This is a genomic window from Affinirhizobium capsici, from assembly GCF_977018625.1.
The window spans coordinates 130,416-151,790 of the sequence record NZ_CDRNXD010000002.1; the positions used below are offsets into that span (position 1 = coordinate 130,416).

A 21,375-nucleotide genomic window follows, 5' to 3' on the forward strand; every position below is an offset into this window, starting at 1 on the left:
GAGCACGGGGAAGCTGGAGGACAGCCGAAGAGGCCGCCCTTGTCTTTCCTGAGTAATGCCAGCATTCGCACAAAAATCCTCACCCTTGTCGGCTCAATCGTGGCAGTGGGTGTTATCAGCATCGGCATTATGGCAAATAGCTATAAGAATGCCGATTCTCGCTATACCGACTTTATGTCTACGGACATGAAATCGACCATGGAAATGGCGCGTTCCACCACTTCTCTCATCGCCTCGGCAGCCGCAGCCTATGAAGTTGTGATGGTGGACGACGCCACCGCGCGACAACTCAACTCAGTACAGGCTTTTCAAGAAGGTGAAGCTTCGCTTTTTCAGCGTCTGGATAGCGCCGCAACACTAAGCCCTGAGGATGCTCAAGACATTAGAGGCTTCGCCACACGCGCCCGCTCTATCATGGACGGTTTGAAGCAGGCGATCCAACTCGATACGTCCGGTAAGGCTGCGGAAGCCGGCATGATGCTGACAAAGGTTCAGCCGCAAATTGCCGATTGGCGAAACGACCTGCGTGATTGGAACAATGCGCGTCTTGATCGACTAAATGCCAAGTCAGCTGAACTTAGCGCACAAACCGACAGCACCATTGTAACCACACTTTCGCTGGTTGCGGCTCTTTTCGCCGCGATCTTCACAGCTTCAATTTTCATTGCTTCACGCGGCATCATCAACCCGATCAATAGCTTGCGCGCACGCATGACAGCGCTTGCAGGCGGCGATACTGACAGCTCGATCAACGGGATTGATCGCGCGGACGAGGTCGGTAAGATGGCACAAGCCGTAGCCGTGTTTCGCGATAATGCGTTGGAGCGGGTGCGACTTGAAAAGGAAGCGGAAGAAAACCGTAGCCTTAGCGAAAAAGAGCAGACCGAACGGCAGGCACGTGCTGCGAAGGAAGCTGCCGATGTTCGTTTTGCGGTCGATAATATAGCCGGTGGGCTCTCACGTCTTGCAGACGGTGAGGTGACTCATCGCATTGACGCTCAGTTCACTGAGAGCCTTGACCAGGTTCGCGTTGACTTCAACAATTCGGCGGAAAAACTTCAGAGTGCCCTGCTACGCGTGGCTGAAAACGCACGTGGTATCGACGCTGGCGCCAATGAAATCAAATCCGCCGCAGACGATTTGGCAAAGAGAACAGAACAGCAGGCAGCAGCCGTGGAAGAAACCGCTGCGGCACTGGAACAAATTACCACGACAGTAAAAGATTCCACACGACGTGCACAGGAGGCTGGATCATTGGTTTCCCGGACACGCAAAGGGGCGGAAGTCTCCGGTGAAGTGGTGCGCAAGGCAATCGTCGCCATGGGCAAGATTGAGAATTCCTCGGGCGAGATCAGCAATATCATTGGCGTTATCGATGAGATTGCCTTTCAGACGAACCTGCTTGCACTCAACGCTGGCGTCGAAGCCGCACGCGCCGGAGAAGCAGGTAAGGGCTTTGCTGTTGTTGCACAGGAGGTTCGAGAACTAGCTCAACGCTCAGCAACAGCCGCCAAGGAGATCAAGGCGCTGATCGTGACATCAAACGAGCAAGTGCGCGAAGGCGTGCAACTGGTGGGAGAAACGGGCAAAGCGCTGGAAGCCATCGTTTCTGAAGTTCACGAGATCAATCACCATGTGAGCGCCATCGTTGAATCGGCTCAGGAGCAATCCTCAGGACTTCAGCAGATCAACACTGCCGTCAACCAGATGGATCAGGACACCCAGAAGAATGCAGCGATGGTCGAGGAATCTACTGCGGCCAGTCACAGCCTTGCAAGGGAAGTCGCTTCGCTGAACGCTTTGCTGGCACAGTTCCGCCTTGGTGCATCGACGCAGTCACAGCAAGCACCTCTTTCCCGACCGCAAGAAGTGCCTCACTCGCCGGCACGAGCGTTGGGTCGCCGTATTGCTGGAGCCTTCTCAGGAAATGCCGCAGTGGCCAAGCAACCAGTGGATTGGTCCGAGTTCTAACACTGCAGCGCAGGATCGTCCAAAGGCCGCGCCTGGTGACGCGGCCTTCCTGCCTCTGCCAGATTGCTGGGAACCGGCAGCATATCCAACCGTTGGCCGCTCACGCACAGCAGGAGGACGCATGAGTAAGGACGATAGAAACACTCTCGACAAGGATGAAATCTGGAAGGATTTCCAATCGGCAGTCAACATGGCTCCATCTCAATTGGAGAAATGGCTTGAAACCGACGAGAGCAAGAAAGTCGGCTACAGCGAGAACGGAGGCGAAAGCGTCGGGCACCACTCGGGCAGGCGCATCGTGGCCATAAAGCACAAAGGCCGCTCCGACCTAACCGATGACGATTATACCCATATGAAAAAGGTGATTGGATATGTGCATCGTCACCTTGCTCAAGGTGGGCCAGGTAAAGACAAACACCATTCAGCTTGGCGTTACTCACTAATGAACTGGGGGCACGATCCTATGAAGGCGTAGTGAGTTCAATAATGAATGAGGCGCCGAACACGGCGCCTCATTCAATTTCAGTGTTTTGAGCTATCCGGCTCGGACATCTTGCGATGCTGCTTTGCAAGCATTCCCGAAGGTGTGACATTGGCGGCAGCCGTCAGAAGCTTATTCTTCCAGCCGGCGACCACATCGCCTTGACCGTCCATCATTGCCTCATAGCCGATTTGGGCAACAAAAGCTGGATCGTCCTTCTTGGCCTGGCCCACAGGCGTATCCTCCATATGAGCACGTTCGAAGAACTCGGTATCCGTCGCACCCGGCATTAGGCAGGTCACGGAAACGCCCGTGTCCTTCATCTCTTCTCGTAGAGCAAAAGAGAAGGAGTTGATGAAGGCCTTTGTGGCATTGTAGACGGCTTGGAAGGCCCCGGGCATGAAGCCTGCGATAGAGCCGGTAAACAGGATGCGGCCCTGCCCTCTCGTCCGCATCTGGTTTGCGATTACGTGCACGAGATAAAGGGTACCGGTGATGTTTGTGTCCACCACGTAGTGAACTTCATTCAGATCCTGATCGAGAAAATCATTCCCAAGCCCTCTTCCTGCATTGGCAAGAAGCATGTCCACTGGTCGTCCAAGCGCTTCTATACCGGCTGTCAGACGATCAACGCCATTAGTGGTCGCAAGGTCCACCTGCATGGCCTCTACCTTTACGCCGAATTCCCTCAGCTGTGAAGCCGCCTGCATGATCCCGACCTCATTGGCTGCGATCACAAGATCGTAACCATCCTGAGCTGCGCATTTAGCGAGTTCATAGCCAATGCCACTGGAGGCACCTGTTACGACGGCCAGTCCTTTTGCAGTTTCTACAGGGTTCATGACTGTCTCCTCAGGGCTTCAGAACGACTTTGACGCAGCCGTCCTTCTTGTCGCGGAATGTCTTGTAAAGATTAGGTCCATCTTCAAGGCTGCCACGATGGGTGATGATGAATGAGGGATCGATCTGGCCTGTCTGCACCCGTTCCATCAAATTCGGCAGGTATCTCTGAACAGGCGTCTGGGCCATCTTGAAGGTGAGCCCGCGATTGATAGCAGACCCCATAGGGATCTTGTCGAGAAGACCCCCGTAGACCCCAACGATTGAGACCGTTCCGAAATTTCGGCAGCAGTGAATGGCCTGACGCAGCACATGCGGGCGATCCGTGCCCATGAAGGTTGCGACCTTGATGCGGTCGAGGCGAGAATCCCAGCTAGCGGAAGCATCAGCCTCTGTTCCGACTGCATCGATACACGCATCCGCGCCGCGACCGCCGGTCAGGTCCATGATCTTGTCATAGATATCTTCGTCGCGGAAATCGAGCGTCAGTGCTCCAGCTTGCGACGCGAGAGCCAACCGCTCCGGCACCGTATCGATAGCGATGACACGTTCGGCACCCAGCATGAAAGCAGATTTGATCGCCATAAGGCCGACCGGACCACAGCCCCATATCGCAATCGTATCTGTCGGCTGGATGTTGCAGAACTCGGCTGCCATATATCCTGTGGGAAAGATATCGGATAGAAACAGCACCTGCTCATCAGTCAAGCCATCCGGCACCTTGATCGGCCCAACATCCGCATAAGGAACTCGCAGATACTCTGCTTGTCCGCCGCTATAGCCGCCCAGGAGGTGGCTGTAACCAAACAGACCCGCCGGGCTATTGCCCCAAAGTTTGGTGACCTTTGAACGCGAAGGTTCTGGGTTGGATCGCTCACAGCCAGAGAAGAAACCACGCTGGCAAAAGAAGCATTCGCCGCATGAAATAGTGAAGGGCACGACAATCCTGTCGCCCACTTTCAGCTTCGAATTGTCCTTACCAACCTCTACAACCTCACCCATGGTTTCGTGGCCCATCACATCGCCACTATGCATATCCGGCATCACACCATCGTATAGATGGAGGTCCGAACCGCAGATTGCGCAGGCGGTAACTTTGATGATTACGTCCCGGCCATCTTCAATCTCCGGATCGGGAACGCTTTCGCAGCGAATGTCGTGTTTGCCGTGCCAGGTAAGTGCTTTCATGCGGAACATCCTCGTCGAGTGCAGCCGGTTAACATGAGGGCCGAACAGAACGCATCGTGGATGGTTCCCTTCGACTTGGGTGCACATTTGAAGATGAATTGGAACCTCCGCATTCGCTTCAGGTTCGGTGGCCGGCAAAACCACAAAGGAGAATCTGATGGTTACCATGGTCGGCAACGAATCCACTATTGAGAAGCTGGTGACGAACCTCATCTATCTGGAACGCGATGCCATTGCGGCCTACGAATCGTGCATCGAGCGACTGCGTGATCCTCAGTTGAGCAGCCAGATTGCGGCCTTTCGCCAGGATCACCTGCAGCATCTGGATGTGCTGAATGAAATGGCACGTGAACTCGGTGCCGAAGCGCCAACTGAAGGCGACATGAAGCAGATGCTGACAACAGGCAAGATTGCGCTTGCAGACCTGATGGGAGATTCCGCAATTCTCAAAGCCATGAAAACGAATGAGGATGATACGGTGACGGCCTATGAGCGTGCATCGCGCCATGAGGCTGCCATTCCCAAGTCTCGCGCCTTCTTCGAGAAGGCTTTGCACGACGAGGAGCGCCATCGCAGCTGGATGGAAAATGCTGCCAAGCAGATTTGATCTCAGGCATCAGAGCGGGGCCGCTGAGGCGGCTCCTGCTCGATCGGCCTACCTAACTTAAATGTCGGACAACTTCCTTTTGTAATATGTGGGTATTCTGAAACAAAATTACCCTCAGCACTGATAAAGTGTTGTCATTGATGAGTATGAATGGCACTTGCTGAACATGCGTCAAATGCCTCGACGCTTCAGGAGATCTCATCATGAACTTCACGCTCAATCGCCGCCAAGCCCTGATTGGCCTTAGTGCAGCCAGTGCTGCCGCATCTTTCGGATTTCCAGCACTCAGCGCTTCCAAACGCAACCTGGCTGTCCTCACGCTCGCCAGCCACGCACCTGGCTTCATTGCCTTTGAGCGCGGCTATTTCAAAGACGCGGGTCTCGATATTGAGTTGAAGTTCTTCGAAGCCGCCCAGCCTATGGCGGTTGCGATTGCCTCCGGCGATGCGGAATTTGGTGTGACGGCCATGAGCGGCGGGCTCATCAGCCTTGCGCAAAAGAACGCTGTAAAGGTCGTCGGCGGTGCCTTGACTGAGCAGAAGGGCATTGTGGGCGCGGTCATTCTGGCGTCTAACAAAGCTTACGAGGCTGGTTTGACCAGTCCAGACAAACTTGCAGGCAAGAGTTTCGGTATCACCACAGCGGGCTCCTCCTTCCATTTCATGGCCCACAAGATTGCTCAGGCGAATAATATCAAGCTAGCGGATATCCAGCTTCGCCCACTGCAGAAACTCGGTGCGATCGTCGGTGCCCTGTCGACGGGGCAGATCGATGCTTGGGCCATTCAGGCCAATGTAGCCAATAAAATGATCCGTGAGGGAGCGGCAAAACAGATCGGTCTTGTGGCCGATTATGCGCCCAATTATCAGGTCACCACTGCCTTCACTTCTACCAAGAATGCCAGCGAAAACCGCGAACTGACCACGAGCTTTATTACTGCTTATTCGAAGGCGGTGGCTGACTACAATGCTGCCTTCGTTGACAAGACAGCAAGCGCCGACGAGCAGGATGCACTGGCAAAGCTCGTCTATAAATATGTCGAGAAGGACAGCGCTTACGAAGTTGCCAAACAGAACCTGATTGAGGGAGCTATGCGGATCAATCCGGGCCTTGCCCTGTCGCTCGATAGCTGTGTCGAGCAACTTGATTGGTTCAAGAATGAAGGCATGGTGAAGGATGATATTTCCAAGGAACAGTTGTTCGACACCTCCTATGTCAAGACGATCTAAGGACCTCACGCATGTTGAAGTGCCATTTGCGGTGACGGCCTTATGGACCTGAAGCTCCAGAACATTAGTCACCGCTATGGTGCGATGGAAATCCTGCGCGATATTTCTCTTGATATCCCGCAGGGCCAAATCATCTGCCTCATTGGCCCTTCCGGCTGCGGGAAATCGACACTCCTGCGGTTTCTGGGCGGATTGGAACGCCCGGATTCAGGCCAAGTGCTTCAAGTCGGTGAGCCACCAACGGGCTGCCTCAACCCATTAACCTACGTGTTCCAGCATTTTGCATTGCTGCCGTGGCGCACGGTTGAAGGCAATATTCGTCTCGTACTTGAAGATCATGGTCTCACTGGCCATCAAATGGATGCCATTGTGACCGATGTTCTGGAGCGGACACGTCTTTCCGACTTTAGAAACGCATTGCCAAAACAACTTTCTGGTGGAATGCGCCAGCGCGTTGCCATTAGCCGCGCCCTTGCCGTGCGCCCTGCGGTGATGCTGATGGATGAGCCTCTCTCAGCACTCGATAGCCAGACACGCGAACTGCTGATGGACGATCTGATTTCGCTCTGGACACGACAACCCTTTACTTCGGTCTATGTCACGCACAATCTCAATGAGGCCGTTCGACTGGGCCACCGGGTTGTCGTGCTTTCTAGACGTCCAGGGCGTATTCGAGACGTCGTCGATATCAACATTCCGCTCGCTGAGCGACATCTGGGCGACCCCACCCTTGAGCAAAAGCAAAAACAGCTTTGGGAGCTTATGCGTGAAGAAGCCATGGCTGCGGACAAGGAACTAAGCGATGTCTGACACGAGCACGATGTCTAAAACGGCTGCGTTGCCCATGGGCGGCGAGCATGCCGTAAAGCCCGTCGTCTTCCGTGGCGGCGGTTTCTCGCCCGTGCCGGTACGCGGCGTAGCCATTCTTCTTTTTTTCTTACTGGTTGTTTTGGCTGAGATCGGAACCAGACTGGGAATCATTTCCAACCTTACTCTCCCTCGCCCTTCCGCCGTGCTGGAAACGCTTGTCGAACTTTGGAAATCTGGTGGCCTGTGGCGGCATCTCCTGCCGTCACTTCAGAGGCTTTTCGTCGGCGCAAGTCTTGGCATCGTAGCAGGCATTTCGCTTGGCGTTCTCATCGGCCTCTTCAGCTATGTGCGGGCTGGGCTGGTTCCGCTCGTTGCCGCGCTTTTCCCCATTCCAAAAATCGCGCTGCTGCCGCTGTTCGTCATCTGGTTTGGTATCGATGAAATGTCGAAATATGCCCTGATTGCCTTCGGTACATTCACGCCGACCGTGGTTGCCACCTACGGGGCAGTCGACAATGTCGATCGATCACTGATCCGCATGGGCCAGAGTTTCGGGCTAAGCTGGTGGTCCATTGTGCGCAAGATTGTGCTCCCCGGAGCCTTTCCTGCAATCCTGTCTGGATTGCGCGTGTCGATCTCCATCGCCATCATTCTGCTGGTGGCTGCGGAAATGCTGGGCGCTCAATATGGCATCGGCGCTTATATCCTTGAGGCTGGTTCGCTCTACGATCTCGAAAAACTATTTGCCGGAGTGACGATTCTTTCCACAATGGGCTTGATCGTTAACTTTCTGATTGGTCAGGTAGAGCGTATCTTCCTGAGTTGGCGGTGACGCCCGTTCCAAGAGCAAGAGTTGAAAATATTGCAGCCACACCCATGACGGATGGCGCTTTGGCGCTATCTCACCTGCACAGCCCCTGAAATAGCGAAGCGCCGTTTGATGAATAGCAAAACTGTCGGCTACCTCTACGTCCTGTCGGCAGTGATCATCTTTGCAGGGCAGGACGCCTTCTCAAAATTTCTGGGTGCCAAATATCCGCCGATCATGGTGACCATGATCCGCTTCTGGGCATTCGCGGTATTCGTGCTTGCTCTTGCGGCCACGTCAGGCGGTATTCGTCAGGCTTTGAAAACGAAACGGCCAGTCCTTCAGGTGACTCGCGGCATCCTGCTGGTCAGCGAGATTGTCGTGGTGATTTTTGCTTTTACGAAAACGGGGCTGGCCGTTAGCCAAGCCATTCTCCAATCAACGCCTTTGATCGTGACCATTCTTTCTGTGCCACTCCTGGGGGAGAAGGTAGGCATCCGGCGCGGCGCGGCTATCGTGGTCGGTCTGATTGGCGTTCTCATTATTCTGCGTCCAACGGACGTGCAGTTTGAGATGACAATGCTGATTCCCCTGACGGCGGCTTTCATGTATGCGCTTTACGGGATTGCGACACGCGCCGTGAGCCGGCACGACACCGCTATTACAAGCGTCGTTTATGCTGGTTTGATTGGTGCCGTGTTCATAAGCTTGATCGGCCCATTTTACTGGACACCGATCCACATGGAAGATTGGCCAGCGATGATCGCGCTTTGCATCTGCGGCAGTATCAGCCATTACATGCTGATAAAGGCGTATCGGCTACTGACGGCGATCGAGGTTCAACCCATCACCTATCTGCAACTGATCCTCAGCATTATCATCGCCACCACTTACTTCGGTGAGACGGTGACCTGGAATATGATCGCCGGTGCTATCATCGTGGTGGGTGCAGGACTGTTTACGGTGTGGCGGGAACACCATCTGTCAAAGAGACAACCTGCACCGGAAACCTGATCAATCATCAGCGGGTGCAAGTCCATCGAAGACCTCTAGAAGGGCATCGACAATGGCTTGCCCTAACGCATTGCCGGTCAAGCCGAGCTTGCCTTCGTCCATGTCACGTGCAGCAATGGCAAGATCACCACCTTGTTCAGCAACAATGGCCTGGGCTCGCTCAATAGCCCATTGGGCGAAATCTGCGCGGCTTTCAATAATCACGGTTTCCATGGCAGTCTCCTCGGTCTGTTAGAGCTGCCACGTCCGAAAGGTTACGACATCTCGTGATATTTATCGCGTGCAGCACTCAGGCACGCAGACGCTCGTCAAAACTTGACTTGCCGAGATCGTTTAGCGCTTCTTGGTGATGCGTTAGGAGATCGAGCAAGGTTTGCGAACCGTAAGGCTTTTCAACGAAATGACAACCGGCTGCAAGGTCTGCAGCACTTGGACGATGTGCCCCAGACGTCACAATCACAAGACTTCGGGAGTAGCAGGTAGAAACCAGCCGCATAAGGTCAAAACCATTCAACGCGCCTGGCATATCCACGTCGGTAATCACCGCGTCGATACTATCAACCTGTCCGAGGATAGCCACGGCTTCCAGCACATTGGATGCCTCGTAGACGCGGAAGCCCTCATCCTCCAGCAGCTCTGTCAAAGCGAGCCGAATAAGGATTTCATCTTCCACAACCAATACGGACTGCCGATCCTTAGCCATGTGAGCCACTCCTAACCTGTCGTCCCACAACGCCCGTAAGCAGAATTCAGTCTGGCCCCTTCCACAACTCTTTGCTAACATGTTTAATAAAATACCAAGATTTACACGTTTACTGCCTTGGCGTGCATAAACTCATGCATTCCATCGCGCTTCAGCGAGATCGACCTCCCGCACCAACCGTCTTGCCAGATCGTCGGGAAGCCGTCCTTGTCTGCTCAGGCGAAACAGCGCATCGCGCTCCGCCCTGACTGCAGCCAATCGAAGCCGTCGATCAATAAGCTCCATCGCCTTCAATTGCTCCGCCTCCTGCCCAGTTTTTGAGCGCCCCTCAATTCGCAGGCGGTAAAGCTCCATCAACCGAGCACCAGCCTGCGCGTAGAGATCAATGTCAGACCGTCCCTCACCCAGCTCATGCTGAACTTTTTCAATTGCCCGGATGGCAGCTTCTGCCGCCGTAATGCGTGCTTCATCCTCCTGTTGCTGGTGATCCGGCTCTGGGGGAAGCTGCAAATTCTTCAGCAAAGGTGGCAGGCCAATACTCGCGGCGGTCAAGGAGAGTATGATGACGCCGACGGCGAGGAAGATTGCCAGATCGCGTGCCGGAAACGGCGTGCCATTATTCAGAACCAGCGGTAAAGTGAGAATACCTGCAAGCGTGATTGCTCCCCGGACACCTGCAAGCGAGGTCGCAACAATCAGCTTCCAATGGGGCCGAACGAACTCCTGACCGCGAAGACTGGCGCGGAAAAGCGTGAAACGCAGGGATACCCATACCCATGCAAGCCGCAACAGCGCGAGTCCGACCGTAATGGCGACAACATAAACGATGAGCCAGACAGGCTCATGATGACCCGTCTCGCGAACCACACGGGCGGCACCAGAAACGATGCGCGGCAGTTGTTCTCCGAGTAGAACGAAGATGACGCCATTCAACGTAAATTGCAGCATATCCCACACGGCGGTTCGGCGTACCCGTGTCAGCGGTGTTGCGCGCCCGCGCTGTTCAGCATAGCTCATGGTGATACCTGCAGCGACGGCTGCCAGAATGCCAGAACATTTAAGATGTTCAGCAACCAGATAGGCCCCAAAGGGAATGAGGAGGCTGATCAGGATCTGTGACCCGCTTTCCTCACCGAGCTTGCGCGAAAGGTAATCCTTTGCCTGCGTGACCGTCCAGGTCAGTGCGACGCCCACGATAATGCCGCCAAGGGCCAGCCAGATGAAAGTGCCGAAGGCAGAAGAGAGCGAGAAACTGCCAGTGAGCGTCGCCGCGACAGCAAAACGCATACAGACGAGGCCAGAGGCATCATTCAACAGCGACTCGCCTTCCAGGATGTGCATCAAACGCTTCGGAACCGGCACCTTGGCAGCAATTGCGGACACGGCAATCGGATCTGTTGGCGAGATGATGGCGGCCAGCGCAAAAGCGACTGTCAACGGCATGGCGGGGATGAGCCAATGGATGAAAAAGCCCATACCCAAAACCGTGAAAACGACAAGTCCCAGAGCAAGCTCGAGGATAGTCGCCCTATCTTTGAAGAGGCCTTCCTTGGGGATGCGCCATCCGTCGAGAAACAATAGCGGCGGCAGGAACAGCAGAAAGAAAATATCAGGATCAAGTGTTACGCCAGAACCCGTTACGCCAGCTATCGCGGCACCGAGGGCAATCTGCACAAGAGGAATCGGTAAACTGATGGGAGAGAGCCGCACCACAATGGAACTACCCACCACCGCGACAAGCAGGATGAGGGCGATGCTGATGCTTTCCATAATGAATTCCAGACTTAACTTCTTAAGGACCCTTACGCTGGCGAATGTGCCGCCCATACTGAGCACGTCAACCAACAAAAGGGAATAAAGCCATAAATTGAAGAAGGCCCGCCGAAGCGAGCCTTTTCCTTTTCGTCCCTTGAACCTAAGCCCTTAAAACTCATCCCACTTTTCAGCGGCACTGCCCATGCCGACAGCACTAGCCACCTTGGCCAGCATCCTTCGCGCTGGAGAGGCCGCCGGGGCATGGCCGGATCGAGCCGCTTCAACACGTGGAGACTGCGAGCGACCATCCGTACCGCCGACCTCAAACTGTGAGATGATCTCACGTAGGCGCCGGACTTCCGAAGCAAGCGTTGCACTGGCCGCGTTGGATTCCTCCACCATGGCAGCATTTTGCTGCGTGACCTGATCCATCTGGTTCACAGCCGTGTTGACCTCGGCAAGACCCACAGACTGTTCCCGTGCCGAGGTCGCAATCGCATCAAGTTGCGTATTGATGGTGATAACCTGCTGCTCGATAACTTTCAAAGCCTCCCCGGTATCCTGTACCAGCTTGACGCCCGTGCTAACTTCATCACCCGAATTACGGATGAGGTCCTTGATTTCCTTCGCGGCCTGGGCAGAGCGTTGAGCGAGCTCACGAACTTCCTGTGCGACAACTGCAAAGCCCTTACCAGCTTCACCTGCACGCGCCGCTTCGACACCCGCGTTCAAGGCAAGCAGGTTTGTCTGGAAAGCAATCTCATCGATCACACCGATAATGTTGGAAATCTGGCTCGACGACTGTTCGATCCGCTGCATTGCGCTGACAGCACTGGAAACCACTTCTGCAGACCTTCGAGCAGATTGGTTTGCCTGAATGGCCACATGACGGGCCTCTTCCGTGCGTTTGGCGGCGTTCGAAACGTTGGTCGTGATCTCGTCCAAAGCAGCAGCAGTTTCTTCAAGCGAAGCAGCCTGTTGCTCCGTTCGCTTCGACAAATCTTCGGCACCCTGGCTGATTTCACGTGCACCACTATCAATGGAGCCGCTGGCATCCGAGACAGAGCGGAGCGTATCTGCCAACTGAATGACCGCCGAGTTGAAGTCTGTACGCAAGCCTTCAAAATCAGCCGCAAAGGGTCGATCCAGACGGAAGGTGAGGTTTCCTTGTGAAAGGTTCTTGAGGCCCTGCGCCAGGCCGGATGTAGCCTGTTCCATATCTGCCGCACGCAGGCGATCCTGCTCGGCTGTGCGTGCACGTTCGGCCTCGGCAGCAGAGCGGGCACCGGCCGCTTCACTTTCCAGTTCGCGCGCTTTTAAACCGTTATCCTTGAATACCTGGACGGCGCGTGCCATGCCACCCAATTCATCGCGGCGCTCGGTGCCATCGACTGGGGCCGTGAGATCGCCATTGGCCAGAACGCTCATTGTGGAAGCCATGGATTGTACGGGACGAACAAGCCAAGAGCGGATTGCAACGAACGAACCCAGAATGACGGCTGCGAGGCCGACAAGGAACCCGCCGATTGTCATCAAAATAGTGTTTGTAGCAACGTCACTGAGGGCATCAGAGCGTTCAGCCGCGATTTGACCAAGTTCGGTGACGGCCTTGGTCATTCCAGGTGTGATCTGAACAAAAAGCGGTTGGCAGTCCTTCAGAAAAAGAAGCTGGGATGTGACAACGTCCGCTTCACTTGTAGATTTGCGCGCGGCATCGATGGTAGGCGCGCATACCTCATTGAGGATATGCAGGCCCTGAGCCTTGAGTTCCGCAATGGCTGAATAGGATGGAAGCGCAGCGGTTGCCTTATCCATAAATTCAAGGAACGACTTCTGATTATTGGCAAGATCCTTGTTGATAGCAGCATTCTGCTCCTCAGTTCTCGCCATCAATAAATCGCCAATGGACGCTCTTGATGCCTGAAGCGCTCTGTTTGCGCGCGCGAGATAGGTTGTTGCAACAGACTCACCATACAGGAGCTTGCTATATTCAGCGTCGATGAATTTGATCTGTAAAGCAGCATAGGATGCCGCCCCGAGGGAGAAAAGGCCGAATACAGCCAGAATGGTCATGAACTTTCCGATGATCGAGACGTTCTTCAAGATCTGCTCCCAGGCAATAGAACTCCACGAATGGCCGCGCAAATCATTCACCGGACATACTGATGTAAGGCTGGATTTAAGGCATGACCTCTCCGCCGATCTCCAGCCATGAAGAGAGGTGTTCATCGATAGAGGTAGGTGTTCAATGGGAAACGAGGGTGTATGACATCACAAACCGCTGTGGAGACGATCTATTTATTCATCGTATCTCATTCGCCCATGGATTGAACTTCGTCCTCCGCCTGAGCCTTCTCCTCATCCGGGCGCCGTCCTACTTATGCGCAAAATAATTAGGCTTCTCTAATTGACGATAAGTTAACATAGAAGAACATTCAATTTCGCCAACAACATAATATAATTTTTAATTTCAATAACTTAGGTTTTGTATGTAAGTTTTCTTCTATTACAAATGAGAGAGGGGTTCTGATTGTTAGATTTCAATCTCAGCGAGGGTTTTACGAGATTAGGAGAGTAATTGAAATCAATGAACCAAAGCAATGCTTCCACTTCCAGTATAACATTGATGAAAAAGATAGCGTGTTTGACATCATTTCTCGCCTTGGGGTGGTCCTCGGGTTTGGTAGACAAGGCTTTTGCAGAGGACCATTTGGCAGAGCCTGCTTGCCTCTACTCACAGCGACAGGGCGAGCAAACGATCTGCATCCGCAAAAAATCGTTCAACTCTGATCTTTGCCAGGCGATCGAACACTACGCGCGAGAAAACCAACTACCGGCCGCCTTCTTCGCTCGGCTGATCTGGCGCGAGAGCTTATTTCGACCAGAGGCCGTTAGCGCCAAGGGCGCCGAAGGTATCGCACAGTTCATGCCCGGGACCGCGAAGCTGCGCGGTTTGCAGAACAGCTTTCACGTTCTCGATGCGCTGGAGACATCAGCACAATATTTGAAAGCGCTGGAACTACAATTCGGGAATCTTGGCTTTGCCGCCGCAGCTTACAATGCCGGTGAAAATGGGCTTTCGCGCTTTAAAGCCTCTGGACGCCTGCCGCTTGAAACCCGCGACTACGTTTTCGCAATTACTGGGAATACCATCGAAACGTGGCGAGATAAGCCGCCTGAGCAAGCAGCGCCGGAGCTGGAGGACAATCAAACCTTCGTCAAAGCCTGCGTAACGCTTGCTGAAACGCGCCGCATGAATGAACCAGTGCTGGCCAATTCTGCTGATTGGGCACCCTGGGGTGTACAGTTGGCTGCGCATCACAGACCAGCCATCGTCAACCGGTTATTCACCCTCGCAGTTAGTCGACTGCCAGCACCCTTCAATGCGGAACGCGCAGTCATCGTGCGCCAGCGAGGCGGCAATTTCGGCTTCCGCCCGCGCTATGCTGCCCGGATAGGACGCGAAACGCGCGCGGAAGCAAATGAGCTCTGCGGAGCAATAAAGGCATCCGGTGGTGCCTGTACCGTCTTTAAGAATTAGCTTGCTCTACCAGCAGCAGAAGCCGCCATCGACAAGCAGATCAACGCCCGTTACGAAGCTCGCCGCATTGGAAAGCAGGAAGACGGCAGGTCCGACCATTTCATCGACATTGGCCATGCGCTGCATAGGCGTCTGCTCCTCAAACAGCTTCGTCTGATGCACCATCTCCGGCCGCGTATTCATCGGTGTTGCCGTGTAGCCGGGAGAGATAGTGTTAACGCGAATACCGCGCCCGACCCATTCCATCGCCATGGATTTTGACATGTGTATCACGCCCGCCTTGGACGCATTATAGTGGCACTGCATCAAGCCGCGATTAACGATCACACCGGACATGGATGCGATATTGACGATCGCGCCGCGACCATGCTTCAGCATTGCCTGTGCCTCTGCCTGGCAAGAGAGGAAAACACCCTTCAGATTGATGTCCATCATCGTCTGAAATTGCTCTTCCGACATTTCTTCCGCCGGATTGGCATTGGCAATTCCAGCAGCGTTCACAGCCAGAGAAAGCGCCCCAAGTTCTGCCTCGGTGCGAGCCACAGCCTCAACCAATGAAGACTTTGACGTCACATCCGCAGCAATTTCGATTGAGCGACGGCCTGAATTTGCTATGAAATCAGCCGTCTGTTTCAAGCCATCATCGGTGCGGCGATCCAGAAGCGCTACATCCGCCCCGCACTGCGCTAATCCCATCGCAATGCGCTGGCCAATGCCGCTACCCGCGCCCGTGACCAGAGCCACCTGCCCTGACAGATCGAAAAGTTGAGGTGCATTGAGCCGAATGTCAGACATTGGGCTTCCTTTCCTTACAGTGTTGCCAATTCCATAATCGAAACATCATTCGCATGATCGTGGTCGAGAATGCCGGTCTGTTTGCCTTGGGCAAGAACTAAGATGCGATTGGAGACGCCGAGCACCTCCTCCAGATCGGAACTCACGACAATAACCGCGACGCCCTGACGCGCCAGATCAGCGATGATTTCGTAGATACCTGCGCGAGCCCCCACATCGATGCCACGTGTCGGCTCATCCAGCACCACCACTTTGGGATTGCGAATGAGCCATTTGGCAATAACGACTTTTTGCTGATTGCCCCCAGAGAGATCAGAGGCCGGTTGCTCTGCCTTGCCCTTCACGCCGAAGGCAGAGATGGCTTTCTCCACCAATGCAGATTTTTTTGAATGGGTGATCCATCCGCTATCAAACCGGTCGAGGTTGGCATAGGCGACATTCTCGCCAATCTGATGCTGGACGACGAGACCTTGCAGCTTGCGATCTTCCGGCACCATGACGAGACCTTTCGCGATCGCATCGGCAGGGCTTGAAAGTTTCAGCACCTCTCCATTCAAGCACACCTCACCGTCCAGCACAGGATCTGCGCCGCAGATGCAGCGCACCAGTTCCGTACGCCCTGCGCCGATCAACCCGGCAATGCCAAGGATTTCGCCTTCATGAACATCGAAACTCACATCTTCAAACGCGCCATCAGCTCCGCTCAGAGCCTTTACCTCGAGAACTTTGCGGGTTTTCGGTTCTGGCAAAGCGGGGAACATCCGCTCCAGCGAGCGGCCGACCATGCTTTCCACAATCGTGCGAACCGGCGTTTTGCTATCGGCAAATTCGTTAACGCGGTGACCATCGCGTAGTACCACGATGCGGTCTGCGATCTTCGCAATCTCTTCCATGCGGTGAGAGATGTAGATGATGCCGACACCTTCTGCCCGGAGTTTGCGAACCTGTTCAAACAAAGCTTCTGTTTCAGCACCGCCAAGGGCGGCGGTCGGCTCATCCAAAATCATCAGCCTGGCATTCAGTGCCAAGGCCTTGGCGATCTCAATCAGTTGCTGATTGGCAGTCGAGAGACCGGCCACTTTACGTGTCGCTGGAATATGCAGGTTGAGACGCGCCAACTGCTCCTGCGCACGCCGCACCATCTCAGCACGATCCAGAACTGCGTTCTTCATTGGCCATCTGCCAATGAAGACATTTTCAGCAATGGAGAGTTCCGGCAGAAGCTGAAGCTCCTGATGGATCAGCACAACGCCTTTGTTGATCGCTTCCCGTGGGGAGGCCGGGGCGTAGGGGTCACCGAGCCAGCTCATCGAACCTTCTGAGGGCGTTCGCGATCCGGCGATAATACCTGAAAGGGTGGATTTCCCGGCACCGTTTTCACCGAGAAGCGCAACGACTTCGCCGGGATAGATGTCCAGATCCATCTTATGCAGAACCTGCACCGGACCATAGCTTTTGCTAACGCCCTTCAAGCTCAGAAGCGGTTCCTTCACAGCATTCTCCTCAAAGCATCCGTCGCCTTCGATCAAGAAAACGGCCCCGCCATGACAGCGGGACCGTCTGGGAGGTATCAGGGATGGTTGGCGATGAAGCCTGCGACATTATCCTTCGTGGTGAGCGTCGCATCCTGAAGCTGGACCGCGGGGACCTTCTCGCCAGCCACCAGCTTTGTCGCCATCTCAACAGCCATACGACCCATCTTTTGTGTCTGCTGGGTCGCGGTCACATCGAATACGCCGTTTTTCAGGGCTTCAAGCGCCGCTGTATCGCCATCGAAACCGCCAACGACGATCTTCTGGGAAGGATTGGCTACCTTAATGGCCTGTGCGGCACCGAGAGCCAGACCATCAGCCTGCGCAAACACGATGTTCACATCCGGGTTTGCCTGCAGCATGTTCTGCATGATCTGGAAGCCTTCGTCCTGGCTCCACAGGTTCGACCACTGTTCGGCAACAATCTTCACGCCGCTGTTGGCTTTGACGGATTCCATGCAGCCCTTGGTGCGGTCGACTTCAGGAGTCGTACCCTTCTGGCCATGAATGATGACCATTTTGCCCTTACCGCCAGCTTGCTTGATAATGTAATCACATACGGCCTTTGCAGACGAAACGGAGTCCGTTGCGAGGAATGTGTCGCCCGGTGCGCCATCGGCGTTACGGTCTACGTTGACAACCGGCACCCCGGCAGCTTTTGCAAGCTTTACAGGCACAGTCGCGGCAGCAGCGCCAGCCGGGATGTAGATCAGAGCATCAATGTTCTGCGTCAACAGATCCTGAATCTGGTTGACCTGAGTGGGACCATCGCCCTTGGCATCAACAGTGATGACTTCGAGGCCGCGCTTCTTGGCTTCTGCTTCCACTGACTGCTTGATCTGGTTGAAGAAGTTTGCCTGCAGATTGGCGACTGCCAGACCAATCTTCTTGGCTTCCTTTGCCTGGACAGAGCCAAGTGAGATAGCCAGAACGGCGGCAGAGGCAAGCAGAATACGTGCGAATTTCATTATTTCCTCCTGGGGTTTAAGCGGCATGAAGGTTAGAACCTCCTCCCTCATGGCCGTTGTGACGCCCTCCCCCATTCAGGGAGGGTATTGAACGCGGAAGCCTGAAGCCGCTGGAAAGACACTAGCGGCTGCGCTTGCGCAGAGTTTCGGCAGCGACGGCGACAACAATCACGACGCCGATGATGACCTGCTGCAGGAATGGTGAGACGTTGAGAAGATTGAGACCGTTGCGCAGCACACCGATGATCAGGACACCAATCAGCGTTCCGCCAATTCCTCCAGCCCCGCCGGAAAGTGACGTCCCGCCGATTACCACGGCTGCAATCGTATCAAGTTCGTATCCAAGGCCGCTCGATGGCTGTACGGAATCCAGCCGTGCTGCAAGTACAATACCCGCAAGCCCTGCCAGCATGGAGCAGAAGACATAAACAGCGACAGTCACGCGCTGCACATTGATGCCCGCCAAACGAGCCACTTCGGGGTTACCGCCAACAGCATAAAGCATGCGACCCTCAGCCCTGAAGCGCAGGAATATCCACGCTGCAAGAGCAACGATCAACATGATGAAAACGGTTGCCGTCAAGATGCCGAAATGGCGGTCGATCGCCAGCATCATGAACCAATCCGGGAAGCCGACAATTTGCTGGCCATCCGTAATCATGTTCGCAACACCGCGCGCCACCGACATCATGGCAAGAGTTGCGATGAAGGCAGGCACCCGAAAGCGCGTGATCATAAGACCAATGGCAAGCCCGCTTATGGCAGAGGCAACAAGCGCAAACGGAATGGCAACAGCCATCGGAAGGCCTGCGACATTGGCAGTCCACCCCATCACCATCATGGAGAGCGCAAGAACTGAACTCACCGACAGATCGATACCGCCAATCAGGATCACGAAGGTCATACCAACGGCCATGATGCCGAGAACGGTGATCTGATCGAGAATATTCAGCCCGTTTCGTAACGACAGGAAGCTATCGCTCATCACACTGAGGAAGATGCAGAGCGCCAAGAGCCCCAGCAATGGCCCTGTAGCGCCAGACAACCAGGCGAGGCCTTTTCTTGTTGAAGTTCCTTGCTTTACATCCAGCGAAACCATGTGTCCTCCCGACCGATCACCGCAAGCGGCATCAGGTCTGCATAATTATTCGCGCTTGTTATTTAATTCGATAGCAATGGCAGGAGTGGCTGTCAACTCAGATATGCTGACCGTCTGTGTACCGTCTGCGAATATATTTTTTCTCCTCCGGGTTGACTCGAATCCAGTTCATGCAAAAATATCTCTAGTCGCATATTTATGCATTGAGAGGTTTTCATGCAGTCGCAAGAACTGGAGCACATGGCGCGCCAAATCCGCAGACGCGATCTTCAAGCCGTGTTTGAAGCTGGAGCAGGCCATATCGGCGGCGAGATGTCAGCCATCGATATCATGACCGCACTCTACTTTCGCGTACTGCGGATTTACCCAGACCAGCCGAAGCACCCGGATCGCGATCGCTTTGTGCTCTCGAAGGGTCATACGGCGTGTGCGCTTTATGTAACCCTCGCAAAGCGTGGCTTTCTCCCGGAAGAGGAGCTGAGCACCTTTCTTCAACCCGGCTCACGCCTGAATGGGCATCCCAACTGCAACAAGGTTCCCGGCGTCGAGACGAATACAGGCCCGCTTGGCCATGGCTTGCCGGTTGCCGTGGGCATGGCGAAGGCCGCTAAGCTTTCCGGTGCCAGCTATCATACCTATGTGATGACAGGTGATGGCGAAATGCAGGAAGGCTCCAACTGGGAAGCCATTATGGCCGCTGCGCAATTTGGCTTGAACAACCTGACGCTTATCATTGATCACAATCGGTTTCAGCAGGGTGCCGCCCTCGCCGACACCAATGATATTGCGCCTTTGCGTCCAAAGCTTGAAGCCTTCGGGTGGGAGGTTTCCGAAATCAACGGGAACCAGATGGCCGAAGTTGTCCCTGCTCTGGAACGGCGATGCGACCGTCCCCATTGCGTGGTTGCCCACACGAACAAGGGTCATGGCATTTCCTTCATGCAGGATCGCGTGGATTGGCACCACAAGGTTCCCAACCGAGAACAGTATGAAATCGCACTTGCAGAACTTTCGGAGTCGAATTGATGAACGCCCTTGCTCCCGCAAAAAATCTGCATGATTGCCGCGATGCCTTTGCAGAAACCCTCGAAAGATTGGCCGCTTCAAATGAGACAATCGTTGCGGTATGCAACGACTCCGTTGGGTCTTCCAAGCTCGGTGGCTTCAAGTCGAAATTTCCCGAACGCCTCGTCAATGTCGGCATTGCAGAGCAGAACATGGTGGGTGTTGGCGCAGGCTTGGCCAATGGTGGCCGGCTCCCCTTTGTTTGCGCTGCGTCCTGCTTCCTGACAGGGCGTGCATTGGAGCAGATCAAGGCCGATATTTCCTATTCGAACGCCAATGTGAAGCTGATCGGCATTTCCTCTGGCATGGCCTATGGCGATCTTGGTCCAACGCATCATTCCATTGAGGATTTTGCGTGGACGCGTGTTTTGCCAAACCTTCCGGTGATCGCACCCTGCGACCGGATTGAAACTGCAGCCGCGGTTGAATGGGCTGCCAGTTATGACGGTCCGTGCTTCTTGAGGCTGTCTCGTGTTGGCGTTCCTGATTTGCTGCCCGAAGGCCATACTTTCGTTCCGGGTAAGGCAAACCTGCTGCGCGAAGGCAAGGATCTAACGCTCATCGCCAACGGTACGCTCACCCATCGCATGATGAGTGCGGCTATCATGCTGGCGCAGCAGGGCATCGAAGCTCGAGTGCTGAACATGGCAACCGTGCGGCCTATCGATGAAGACGCAATTGTTGCGGCAGCAGAGGAAACAGGCGCCATTCTGACGGCAGAAGAACATTCGATCTTCGGTGGCCTTGGTTCTGCCATTGCGGAGGTGGTTGTCGATCACGCGCCGGTTCCGATGAAACGGCTGGGCGTGCCAGGCGTCTACGCCCATACCGGCTCAGCAGAGTTTTTGCTGGATGAATTTGGAATGGCTCCATCGGCAATCGTGGAAGCTGCTCTTGCTCTTTTGAAACGCAAGTAATTCAAAAGCACGAGCGGAGGCCGGTATGACTGCCGGCCTTTTATATGAATGG

The 21,375-nt window shown here is 54.6% G+C and carries 20 protein-coding genes; 10 read left to right on the forward strand and 10 right to left on the reverse strand.

From position 1 onward, the window contains the following. The first annotated feature begins 39 nt into the window (after positions 1–39). Together AC0JZ1_RS00675 and AC0JZ1_RS00680 are read left to right on the forward strand one after the other, a co-directional pair. Complete coding sequence (locus AC0JZ1_RS00675) at positions 40–1,971, forward strand: methyl-accepting chemotaxis protein (RefSeq protein ID WP_471880518.1); 1,932 nt, start codon at positions 40–42, stop codon at positions 1,969–1,971. Between the two features lie 121 nt (positions 1,972–2,092). Continuing rightward, complete coding sequence (locus AC0JZ1_RS00680; protein WP_471880519.1) at positions 2,093–2,446, forward strand: DUF3140 domain-containing protein; 354 nt, start codon at positions 2,093–2,095, stop codon at positions 2,444–2,446. Positions 2,447–2,493: 47 nt separating this feature from the next. Here AC0JZ1_RS00680 and AC0JZ1_RS00685 read toward each other — a convergent pair whose 3' ends face one another. Next, complete coding sequence (locus AC0JZ1_RS00685) at positions 2,494–3,294, reverse strand: SDR family NAD(P)-dependent oxidoreductase (protein WP_471880520.1); 801 nt, start codon at positions 3,292–3,294, stop codon at positions 2,494–2,496. Positions 3,295–3,304: 10 nt separating this feature from the next. Continuing rightward, a complete protein-coding gene (locus tag AC0JZ1_RS00690) occupies positions 3,305–4,480 on the reverse strand; it encodes a zinc-dependent alcohol dehydrogenase (protein WP_471880521.1) in 1,176 nt (391 codons plus the stop codon). Between the two features lie 157 nt (positions 4,481–4,637). Here AC0JZ1_RS00690 and AC0JZ1_RS00695 point away from each other — a divergent pair, with 157 nt between their 5' ends. The 5 genes from AC0JZ1_RS00695 (at position 4,638) to AC0JZ1_RS00715 (ending at position 8,948) form a co-directional block, all read left to right on the forward strand. Continuing rightward, a complete protein-coding gene (locus AC0JZ1_RS00695; RefSeq protein WP_471880522.1) occupies positions 4,638–5,087 on the forward strand; it encodes a DUF892 family protein in 450 nt (149 codons plus the stop codon). 203 nt (positions 5,088–5,290) lie between these two features. Continuing rightward, entirely contained in the window at positions 5,291–6,316 is a 1,026-nt protein-coding gene (locus AC0JZ1_RS00700) for an ABC transporter substrate-binding protein (RefSeq protein ID WP_471880523.1), read from the forward strand. A gap of 42 nt (positions 6,317–6,358) precedes the next feature. Next, entirely contained in the window at positions 6,359–7,126 is a 768-nt protein-coding gene (locus tag AC0JZ1_RS00705) for an ABC transporter ATP-binding protein (RefSeq protein ID WP_471880524.1), read from the forward strand. Continuing rightward, positions 7,119–7,958, forward strand: coding sequence for an ABC transporter permease (locus tag AC0JZ1_RS00710; RefSeq protein ID WP_471880525.1), 840 nt, complete (start codon positions 7,119–7,121; stop codon positions 7,956–7,958). Before AC0JZ1_RS00705 ends, AC0JZ1_RS00710 begins: the two co-directional genes overlap by 8 nt. A gap of 108 nt (positions 7,959–8,066) precedes the next feature. Further along, complete coding sequence (locus AC0JZ1_RS00715; RefSeq protein ID WP_471880526.1) at positions 8,067–8,948, forward strand: DMT family transporter; 882 nt, start codon at positions 8,067–8,069, stop codon at positions 8,946–8,948. Here AC0JZ1_RS00715 and AC0JZ1_RS00720 read toward each other — a convergent pair whose 3' ends face one another. From AC0JZ1_RS00720 to AC0JZ1_RS00735, 4 genes are all read right to left on the reverse strand, one after another. Continuing rightward, complete coding sequence (locus AC0JZ1_RS00720; RefSeq protein WP_471880527.1) at positions 8,949–9,161, reverse strand: hypothetical protein; 213 nt, start codon at positions 9,159–9,161, stop codon at positions 8,949–8,951. Positions 9,162–9,237: 76 nt separating this feature from the next. Further along, entirely contained in the window at positions 9,238–9,651 is a 414-nt protein-coding gene (locus tag AC0JZ1_RS00725) for a response regulator (RefSeq protein WP_471880528.1), read from the reverse strand. Positions 9,652–9,783: 132 nt separating this feature from the next. Further along, complete coding sequence (locus AC0JZ1_RS00730; RefSeq protein WP_471880529.1) at positions 9,784–11,421, reverse strand: Na+/H+ antiporter; 1,638 nt, start codon at positions 11,419–11,421, stop codon at positions 9,784–9,786. A gap of 153 nt (positions 11,422–11,574) precedes the next feature. Continuing rightward, positions 11,575–13,509, reverse strand: a complete 1,935-nt coding sequence (locus AC0JZ1_RS00735; protein ID WP_471880530.1) for a methyl-accepting chemotaxis protein — start codon at positions 13,507–13,509, stop codon at positions 11,575–11,577. Positions 13,510–14,032: 523 nt separating this feature from the next. Between AC0JZ1_RS00735 and AC0JZ1_RS00740 the strand changes: the two genes are divergently transcribed. Beyond that, a complete protein-coding gene (locus AC0JZ1_RS00740) occupies positions 14,033–14,947 on the forward strand; it encodes a transglycosylase SLT domain-containing protein (RefSeq protein ID WP_471880531.1) in 915 nt (304 codons plus the stop codon). Between the two features lie 6 nt (positions 14,948–14,953). On the opposite strand, the gene AC0JZ1_RS00745 is transcribed toward AC0JZ1_RS00740, so the two are convergent. The 4 genes from AC0JZ1_RS00745 to AC0JZ1_RS00760 all read right to left on the reverse strand — a co-directional run bounded on the left by AC0JZ1_RS00745 (position 14,954) and on the right by AC0JZ1_RS00760 (position 19,341). Continuing rightward, positions 14,954–15,742, reverse strand: coding sequence for an SDR family oxidoreductase (locus AC0JZ1_RS00745; RefSeq protein ID WP_471880532.1), 789 nt, complete (start codon positions 15,740–15,742; stop codon positions 14,954–14,956). Between the two features lie 14 nt (positions 15,743–15,756). After that, on the reverse strand, positions 15,757–17,235 hold the full coding sequence (locus AC0JZ1_RS00750; RefSeq protein ID WP_471880533.1) for a sugar ABC transporter ATP-binding protein: 1,479 nt from the start codon (positions 17,233–17,235) through the stop codon (positions 15,757–15,759). Between the two features lie 77 nt (positions 17,236–17,312). Then, complete coding sequence (locus AC0JZ1_RS00755) at positions 17,313–18,242, reverse strand: substrate-binding domain-containing protein (RefSeq protein WP_471880534.1); 930 nt, start codon at positions 18,240–18,242, stop codon at positions 17,313–17,315. Positions 18,243–18,363: 121 nt separating this feature from the next. Continuing rightward, a complete protein-coding gene (locus AC0JZ1_RS00760) occupies positions 18,364–19,341 on the reverse strand; it encodes an ABC transporter permease (RefSeq protein WP_471880535.1) in 978 nt (325 codons plus the stop codon). A 216-nt stretch (positions 19,342–19,557) separates the two neighbouring features. On the opposite strand from AC0JZ1_RS00760, the gene AC0JZ1_RS00765 reads away from it, so the two are divergent. Both AC0JZ1_RS00765 and AC0JZ1_RS00770 read left to right on the forward strand, forming a co-directional pair. Continuing rightward, entirely contained in the window at positions 19,558–20,367 is an 810-nt protein-coding gene (locus tag AC0JZ1_RS00765) for a transketolase (protein ID WP_471880536.1), read from the forward strand. Continuing rightward, a complete protein-coding gene (locus tag AC0JZ1_RS00770) occupies positions 20,367–21,323 on the forward strand; it encodes a transketolase family protein (RefSeq protein ID WP_471880537.1) in 957 nt (318 codons plus the stop codon). The genes AC0JZ1_RS00765 and AC0JZ1_RS00770 overlap by 1 nt, the downstream gene beginning before the upstream one ends. Positions 21,324–21,375: the final 52 nt, after the last annotated feature.